The organism is Arthrobacter sp. NPDC080086, from assembly GCF_040702285.1.
The window spans coordinates 1-7,847 of the sequence record NZ_JBFBKP010000122.1 but is presented as its reverse complement, the minus strand read 5'-3'; the positions used below and the strand labels follow the sequence as shown (position 1 = coordinate 7,847).

At 68.9% G+C, this 7,847-nt stretch carries 10 protein-coding genes and 1 pseudogene; 8 read left to right on the top strand and 3 right to left on the bottom strand.

Annotated elements, in window-relative coordinates; translation table 11 throughout:
* Positions 1 to 2,072: alpha/beta fold hydrolase (locus AB0305_RS21965; protein ID WP_366174026.1), on the bottom strand; the 2,072-nt coding region annotated here is incomplete at its 3' end.
* Between the two features lie 69 nt (positions 2,073 to 2,141).
* On the opposite strand from AB0305_RS21965, the gene AB0305_RS21960 reads away from it, so the two are divergent.
* Both AB0305_RS21960 and AB0305_RS21955 read left to right on the top strand, forming a co-directional pair.
* Positions 2,142 to 2,771 carry a TetR/AcrR family transcriptional regulator gene (locus AB0305_RS21960; RefSeq protein WP_364135298.1) on the top strand — a complete coding sequence of 210 codons (630 nt, stop codon included), beginning with the start codon at positions 2,142 to 2,144 and terminating at the stop codon, positions 2,769 to 2,771.
* A gap of 23 nt (positions 2,772 to 2,794) precedes the next feature.
* A complete protein-coding gene (locus AB0305_RS21955; RefSeq protein WP_364135301.1) occupies positions 2,795 to 3,649 on the top strand; it encodes a 3-hydroxyacyl-CoA dehydrogenase in 855 nt (284 codons plus the stop codon).
* A 33-nt stretch (positions 3,650 to 3,682) separates the two neighbouring features.
* Here AB0305_RS21955 and AB0305_RS21950 read toward each other — a convergent pair whose 3' ends face one another.
* Together AB0305_RS21950 and AB0305_RS21945 are read right to left on the bottom strand one after the other, a co-directional pair.
* A complete protein-coding gene (locus AB0305_RS21950; protein WP_364135304.1) occupies positions 3,683 to 4,099 on the bottom strand; it encodes a VOC family protein in 417 nt (138 codons plus the stop codon).
* Between the two features lie 9 nt (positions 4,100 to 4,108).
* Positions 4,109 to 4,543, bottom strand: a complete 435-nt coding sequence (locus tag AB0305_RS21945; RefSeq protein WP_364135307.1) for a universal stress protein — start codon at positions 4,541 to 4,543, stop codon at positions 4,109 to 4,111.
* A gap of 237 nt (positions 4,544 to 4,780) precedes the next feature.
* Between AB0305_RS21945 and AB0305_RS21940 the strand changes: the two genes are divergently transcribed.
* From AB0305_RS21940 to AB0305_RS21915, 6 genes and pseudogenes are all read left to right on the top strand, one after another.
* Entirely contained in the window at positions 4,781 to 5,200 is a 420-nt protein-coding gene (locus AB0305_RS21940) for a hypothetical protein (protein ID WP_290257664.1), read from the top strand.
* Between the two features lie 81 nt (positions 5,201 to 5,281).
* The gene (mscL, locus tag AB0305_RS21935; RefSeq protein WP_364135310.1) at positions 5,282 to 5,689 is read left to right on the top strand and encodes a large conductance mechanosensitive channel protein MscL; all 408 of its coding nucleotides are present in this window, start codon (positions 5,282 to 5,284) and stop codon (positions 5,687 to 5,689) included.
* 52 nt (positions 5,690 to 5,741) lie between these two features.
* A complete protein-coding gene (locus AB0305_RS21930) occupies positions 5,742 to 5,963 on the top strand; it encodes a hypothetical protein (protein WP_290257666.1) in 222 nt (73 codons plus the stop codon).
* Between the two features lie 186 nt (positions 5,964 to 6,149).
* Complete coding sequence (locus tag AB0305_RS21925) at positions 6,150 to 6,851, top strand: DUF4397 domain-containing protein (protein WP_364135313.1); 702 nt, start codon at positions 6,150 to 6,152, stop codon at positions 6,849 to 6,851.
* Positions 6,852 to 6,979: 128 nt separating this feature from the next.
* The gene (locus AB0305_RS21920) at positions 6,980 to 7,549 is read left to right on the top strand and encodes a sigma-70 family RNA polymerase sigma factor (protein ID WP_290257668.1); all 570 of its coding nucleotides are present in this window, start codon (positions 6,980 to 6,982) and stop codon (positions 7,547 to 7,549) included.
* Positions 7,536 to 7,847 (top strand): annotated as a pseudogene (locus AB0305_RS21915) (anti-sigma factor); the annotation flags it as partial. The gene AB0305_RS21920 and the pseudogene AB0305_RS21915, both read left to right, overlap by 14 nt.

The following is a 7,847-nucleotide window of genomic DNA, read 5'->3' as shown; positions in this document are numbered from 1 at the left end:
GCCAGGGCGTGCGCCACCCGGTCCCGCGTCACCAGCGACTTGTCATAGAACAGCGACTGCACCGTCCGCAGCGAGGCCGCTTCCGCCGGGCGCATCAGCAGCGCGGCCACGGGCCGCAGCGCCAGCAGCCGCAGCACCAGGGTGACCTCCTTGCCGAAGCCGGCGCTGTTGGCCAGCACCAGGGCGGCGACCCGCTCCGGGTGGTCCGCCGCCAGCTTCATGGCGACGGCGCCCCCGAGGGAGTTGCCCATGACCGGCAGCGGCTCCCGCACCCCGACGGCGTGGAGGAAGCCAGGGAGGATGCCGGCGAGCCGGGCGAGCGTCGCCGCTCCGGGCAGCCGCTCCGAATAGGCGAAGCCCGGCAGATCGACGCTGTACACGGTGTGCCGCCCGGCCAGCAGCTCATGCTGTTCGTTCCAGTCCTCCAGGCTCTGTCCGATCCCGTGGAGCAGCAGCACCGGGCTGCCGCTGCCGGTCTTCCGGTAGCGCAGCCGCGTGCCGCCTACCTGGATGTAGCCGGTGCCCGGCAGTTCCAGCGGGTCCTTCGGGGCCGGGGCCGCCGGCGCCCCGGCGCGGACGCGCTGGCCGCGGCGCCCGAACCGGACCCGGTCGGTCAGCCGGCCGGCGCGCAACAGGGCGAAGTCGCGGAAATAATTCTGGTGCAGCCGCCACGGCGAGCCGGCCCCCTGGCGCGGCAACAGGTCCGAACCGCGGAAGATGTACCCGGCCTTCAGGTCGATCAGCGACGTCAGCTCACCCTGGGAAACCTCGGCCGGTGCGGCCGGAGCCACCCACTGCCGGTCCCGCCGGTCCATGTGCTTCAGGAGCCGGACCACGTAGCCGGCCACCAGGTCCGCCTTCAGGGTCCAGGAGGCGTTGGTGTAGCCGATGGTCAGCGCAAAGTTGGGGACGCCGTCGAGCATCATGCCCTTGTAGGTCAGCGTCCGGCCCACGTCCACCGGCTCCCCGTCAACGGTGAGCGACATGCCGCCGATCACCAGCAGGTTCAGCCCGGTGGCCGTAACAATCACATCGGCCGGCAGGAAGCCGCCCGAGGCCAGTTCGATGCCTTCGGGGGTGATCCGCGCGATCCGGTCCGTGACGATGTCCGCGGTACCGGCGCTGATGGCGCGGTACAGGTCGCCGTTGGGGATGGCGCAGACCCGCTGGTCCCACGGCTGGTAGGTGGGCGCCAGGTGCGTGTCCACCGCGAACCCGGACGGCAACTTGGCCACCGCCGACTTCCGCAGGATGGCCTTCATGGTCTCCGGGCGCCGCCGGCTCAGCTGGTAGGTGAACATCGAGAACAGGATGTTCTTCACGCGCACGACGTCGTAGGCCAGCTGGGCGGGCAGCTTGCCGCGCAGCCGGTCGGCCAGGTGGTCGCGGGCGGGGACCGGGGCAATGTAGGTGGGGGAGCGCTGCAGCATGGTGACCCGCGCGGCCGTCTTAGCCATCGAGGGCACCAAGGTCACGGCCGTGGCACCGCTGCCCACCACCACCACCTGCTTGCCGGTGTAGTCCAGGTCCGCGGGCCAGTGCTGCGGGTGCACGATGGTGCCGGCGAAGTCTTCCGCGCCCTCGATGGCCGGGCTGAAGCCCTCGTCGTAGCGGTAGTAGCCGGAGCAGACCGAGAGGAACGAACACGTCAGTGTCTGCCGCTCACCGTCCTGAGCCTCGTCGGGGCGGTATTCGCCGTCGCCGGTCCGGACCACGGTGACGGTCCACTGCGCGGTCTCACTGGACCAGTCGGCCGAGACTACCCGGGTGTTGAGCCGGATGGCGGGCTCAAGCCCCTCGTCGGCCACCGTGGACCGGATGTAGTCGCGGATGGAATCGCCGTCCGCGATCGCCTTGGCGCCCTCCCAGGGCCGGAACGAATACCCGAGGGTGTACATGTCGCTGTCCGAGCGGATGCCCGGGTACCGGAAGAGGTCCCAGGTCCCCCCGACCGCCCCGCGGGACTCCAGCACCGCAAAACTCTTCCCCGGCAGCTCGCGCTTCAACCGGCTGGCAAATCCGATGCCGCTCAGGCCCGCTCCGACAATCAACACATCCACGTGTTCGCTCATACGGCCAAGTTATCGACTCGGTGTCGAAAGAGTCAACAGTCTGTTGAGACGAGGCGCTACGATGGGCGCATGGCTGAACGAGGCAGGCGAAGCGCCCGGATTTCGGGCGACGAACGCCAGGACGCAATCCTCATCACCGCCGAGGCGCTGCTCGCCGAGCGGTCCTTCGACGACGTCTCGATCGAGGACCTGGCCCGCGGTGCCGGCATCTCCCGGCCCACCTTCTACTTCTACTTCCCCTCCAAGGACGCGGTGCTGCTGGCGCTCCTGGACCGGGTCATCACCGAAGTGGAGCACCGGGTGGGGGCCCTGCCGCGGGACTTCGGCCGGGACGCGGTGGCCGCCTGGACCCGCTCGATCGGCGTCTTCGTCGACGTGTTTACCGACCACCGCGGCGTTGCCACCGCCGCCATCGCCGCCCGCGCCCGGAACGAAGAGGTCCGCGCGCTCTGGTCCCGGTCCATGCAGTCCTGGGTGGACTTCTCCAGCGACGTTATCGCGGCCGAACAGGCCCGCGGCGCGGCGCCGGACGGAGCCGATCCCCACGACCTGGCCGTCAGCCTCAACCTGATGAACGAGCGGGTCATCACCGCCGTACTCAACCGGGAAACCCCGGCGCTGGAGGAGTCCCGCGCCTTGGATGTCCTGTCCACCATCTGGATCCGCAGTATCTACGGCACCACCAACCCCGGCGCGTAGCCGGACGGAAAGGAAGTACCCGCATGGCCCCGATCCACAACCTGACGGTCCTAGGCGCCGGCGTGCTCGGCTCGCAGATCGCCTACCAGGCCGCCTTCCACGGGTTCGCCGTCACCGCCTACGACGTCGACGACGACGCCCTCAGCGCGGCACGGGTACGCTTCGACCGGCTCGCCGCGATATACCGCAGCCAGGTGCCCGGCGCCGCCGACGGCAAGGCTGAAGAGGCACTCACCCGGCTGCGGCTCACCTCGGACCTGGGCGACGCCGCGGCCGACGCGGACCTGCTGATCGAGGCCGTGCCCGAGGTACTGGAGCTCAAGCGCGAGATATACCGCTCCCTCGCGGCCCTGGCCCCGGAGCGGACCATCTTCGCCACGAACTCCTCCACCCTGCTGCCGAGCGACCTCAAGGAGTCCACCGGCCGGCCGGACCGCTTCCTGGCCCTGCACTATGCCAACAACATCTGGGCGCAGAACATCGCCGAGGTCATGGGCACCGCCGAGACCAGCCCCGAGTCGTTCGACGCCGTCGTCGCCTTCGCGCGGGAGAGCGGCCTGGAGCCGGTGGAAATCCGGAAGGAGAAGGCCGGCTACGTGCTGAACTCGCTGCTGGTGCCGCTGCTGAACGCCGCCGCGGGCCTGCTGCTGCAGGGCGTCGCGGATCCGCAGACCATCGACAAGACGTGGCGGATCGCCACCGGGGCCCCCAGCGGGCCCTTCCAGATCTTCGACGTCGTCGGCCTCACGACGGCGTACAACATCTCCTCGAACGCGCCCGACGCCGGCTCGCAGGCCTTCGCACGCTACCTGAAGGAGAACTACATCGACCACGGCAAGCTGGGCGTGGCAACGGGCGAGGGCTTCTACCGGTACTGAGCTGTAGCCGGCGGTGCCCGGTTGCGGACGCGGCTAGGGCTGCGTCTGCTGCCGGGTCTGCTCGTCGTCCCGCAGGACGTCCTGCACCGTGCGGGAGAGCAGGCAGAATTCGTTGCCCTCCGGGTCGGCAAGGACCACCCAGCTGACGTCCGGGCCCTGGCCGACGTCGGCACGGATGGCGCCGAGATCGAGGAGGCGCTGCAGTTCCGCGGCGGTGGAGATGCCGTCGGCGCGCAGGTCCAGGTGCAGCCGGTTCTTTCCCGCCTTGGCTTCCGGGACGGCGATGATGTCCATGCACGTCCCGGAGCGGTCCCGCGCGGCGATGCTTATCAATTCTTCGCCGTCACCGTCCTCGGGCACCACCTCCCAGTCCAGGACGGCGCACCAGAAGGCGGCCAGGAGTCCGGGGTTGGCGGCGTCGAGCGCTATTCCTGCGATACGGCTGGGCATGGGATCACCCTAGGCGCCGGGTTCGCGGATCACCAGTACCGGGCAGTGGGCGTGGTGGACCGTCTGCGAGGACACGGAGCCCAGCAGCATTCCCGTGAATCCGCCGTGCCCGCGGGATCCGACGGCCACGAGGTCGGCGTCCCGGGAGGCTTCGATGAGGGCCGACGCCGGGTTGCCCTGCACCGCCCGGCCGGTCAACGCCACGCCCCGGTTCCCGGCCCGGGCCAGTTCCGATTCCAGGATGGTCTCGGCGTCGCGCTGGAACACTTCGTAATCCCAGGCCTGGCCTAGCGCGTCGCTGACGTAGGGATAGTGCCAGGCGGCGATCGCCAGCACCTCTCCCGAACGCAGGCCGGCCTCCTCGACGGCCCAGTCCAGCGCCGCCTGCGACTGCGGCGAGCCGTCCACCCCCACCACGATCCTGAACTTCCCGTCTCCTGCCATGGTTCCTCCCCTCCTCGTTGGAAAGGTCCGATGAATGGGCCCGTTGGATAGACCGCCGAATGCGGGGTTCCTGTGCCGCGGGCTCCGGTGCCGCTCCCATGCTGACAGAACACGGCGCGTGAGGGGAGGGGCACCCGGCCCCGCGAACCGCACCGGGGTCTGGCGGAGGCGGCCCGGGGGTCACTAGGCTCTTGCGTATCCGGCACCACCCACAACCACACAGCCAAGGGGACCGCCATGAGACTGAGCCAACTTCCACTGCGCCTGACCACCGGAGCCTTCATCCTCAACTCGGGTTGGGGTAAACGGAACCTCGACGCCGAGAGCGCCGCCGGAGTCCAGGCCATGGCCGCGCGGGCGCTTCCCCCCGTCGCCAGCATGGACCCGGTGACCTTCGGGAAGATGCTGAGCTACGCCGAGATGTCCCTCGGCGCGGCGCTGCTGGCCCCGTTCATCCCGAGCCGGCTGGTGGGCCTGGGCCTGGCCGCCTTCTCCGGTTCCCTCGTCACCATGTACCTGAAGACCCCGGGGATGACCGAGGCGGACGGGATCCGCCCCACCCAGCAGGGCACCGGTCTGGCCAAGGACATCTGGATGCTGGGGATCGCGGCGTCGCTGATTCTCGACCGGAAGCGGGTCCGTGCCGCCAAGCGGTGATTTCCGTTCCCGTCAAAAATAATTCCGGAAATTTACCCCAAGGTATCTGCTGGTGTATTTCCGGAGTGTAGCTTGGTGAACATGTTAACCGGATTCAAGAATTTCATTCTCAAAGGCAACGTCGTGGACCTTGCCGTCGCCGTCGTGATTGGCGCAGCTTTTGGCGCCGTGGTCACTGCCCTCGTCCAGAGCGTCCTGATGCCGTTTATCGCGGCGCTCGTTGGTTCGCCGAATTTCGATAGCTTTGCCGTCGTCACCCTCAACGGCAACGACATCAAATTCGGCGTCCTCCTCACCGCCATCGTCAATTTCCTCCTGGTGGCGGCCGCGATCTACTTCATCATCGTCGTCCCCATGAACAAGATGATCGAACGCCGCAACAGGCGCCTCGGCATTCACCCGAACGTTAAGGACGAGGCGGCGGAAGACCCGCAAATCGCCCTGCTCACCGAAATCCGCGACGCGTTGCAGGCCGACCGCAGGCCCTGACACGGCGCAGTTCCCACCAATTTTTCCACCCCACCGATGAAAGGAAATGACCATGGCAGTTTCCATCGAATTGGGCAAGGCCCTCGATAAGGCATATGAGAATGCCACGCTGGATGAGGTTTTGGCGGCACCGCCGTCGGCCCTCGCCGGCCTGACGGAAAAGCACGACGAACTGCTGGCCGGCATGGGTATCAAGACCCTCAAGGACCTGGGCAGCAACAAATACTTCGCCACGGCGGGCGTCCTGGTGGCGCTCTCCGGCAAGGTTGGCTGACCCTCCTCCTAGAGCTGCCTCGAATCCTCACAGCGTGGCCCGGCGGTCTCATCCGCCGGGCCGCTCTGCGTTCGGGGCCCACGTGCGGAAAAAGTTTGGTGCGGGTGCATCCGGGCGGACCTTTGGGCCAGTAGTACGGGTGTCAGCGCATCACCCGCCCGCACGGGCCTCAATGAGGAGCTCCACATGTACAAGAAATCACTCTCCGCAGCCGTCGGTGCCATGGCACTGCTCGGCAGCCTCGCGTTCGCCGCCCCCGCCCAGGCGGGCGGCTACTGCCCGGACCCCGGCACGGCGAAACTCTCGGTCCTCCACGGCGTCCCGGGCCTGACCGTGGACGTCTGGGTGGACGGCAAGCTCACCTTGGACAATTTCACCCCCGGCACGCTGGCCGGTCCGCTGGACGTCAGCGCCGGCGACCACAAGATCGCCATCACGGGAGCGGACGCCTCCAGCGCCGACAACCCCGTCATCGGTCCGGTCAAGGTCGACCTCAAGGCCGGCCGCGACTACACCGCCGTGGCACACCTGAACGCCGACGGCGAACCCACCGCCACGCTGTTCCGGAACGACACGAAACCCGCGCCGGAGGGCAAGGGCAAACTGACGGTCCGGCACGTGGCCGCCGCACCCGCCGTCGACGTCCTCGCCGGGGGAACCGCAGTGATCGAGGGCCTGGAGAACCCCGACCAGAAGAAGCTCACGCTCGACGCCGGAACAGTTGAGGCGTCCGTGGCCGCCGCCGGCAGCACCGAGGCGCTGATCGGACCGGCCCCCGTGACAGTCACCGCCGGAGAGAACACCATCGTCTACGCCTGGGGCAGCCTCGCGGACAACAACCTGGCCCTGGCGGTCCAGGTGGTCAAGTCCCAGAACCACGACAACTAGGACCGGCCAGACAGGCGCCGGGCGGGCCGCATGTAGCGGCCCGCCCGGACCTTAAGACCGTTGCCGCGCCTCCGCCGAGTCGGAATAATGACGTTCCACGGTCTCACTGTCGCTCGAAGGGGCACACGGTGGAGACTGCCGTTCGCGAATGGGACGCCGGCATCGACCATGCCTTCGCGCAGGGGGAGGAGTGGGCCCTCGCCGAGGCCTACCGCCTGCTGGCACCCCTGATCCACACGCTCGCGCTCCGGGCACTGTGCGAACACGGGGCCGCCGATGACGTCACCCAGGAGGTTTTCATCCGCGCGTGGAAGTCCAGGACCAGCTACCGCCCCGAGGCCGCCCGGTTACCGGCGTGGCTGATCGGGATCACGCGGAACAAGATCTCCGACGCGCTCTCGGCCCGGGCCCACCGCCGCGACCTCGAGCAGTCTGCCCGGCAGCTGGTGTCGGTGCCGGGCGAAGTCGCCGGCAGGCCCACTCCCGAGGCGCTAGCGGACCGGCTCACTCTAGAGGATGAGCTGGACCGCCTGGGAGACCCGCAAGCCCGGATCATGCGGCTGGCCTTCTACGAGGACCTGACCCACGACCAGATCTCGTCCCGGCTGAATCTCCCGCTCGGCACGGTCAAGAGCCACATCCGCCGCAGCCTGGCGCGGCTTCGTTCCCGGCTGGAGGTGGAACATGGCGCATTGTGACGAGGACCTCCTGGCCCTGTTGGCTCTCGGCGAGCGGGACGCCACCGCGGGGGAAACCCTCCACCTGGACGGCTGCGGGGTATGCCGGGACCTCCTGGACGGGTTCCGGCGGACCGTCGCCGCGGCGAGGGTGGACCCCGCCGGGGCGGAGCTGGCCGCGCCGGGCGGACACACCTGGGCCGCGATCCACGGGACGCTGGGCCTGGCGCCGGCACTCGCCGCCGACCCGCTCGCCGCCGACGCGCCGTCGCCCGCTCCGTTGGCGGTCGACCCGTTGGCCGCACCGGCTCTGGCCGCT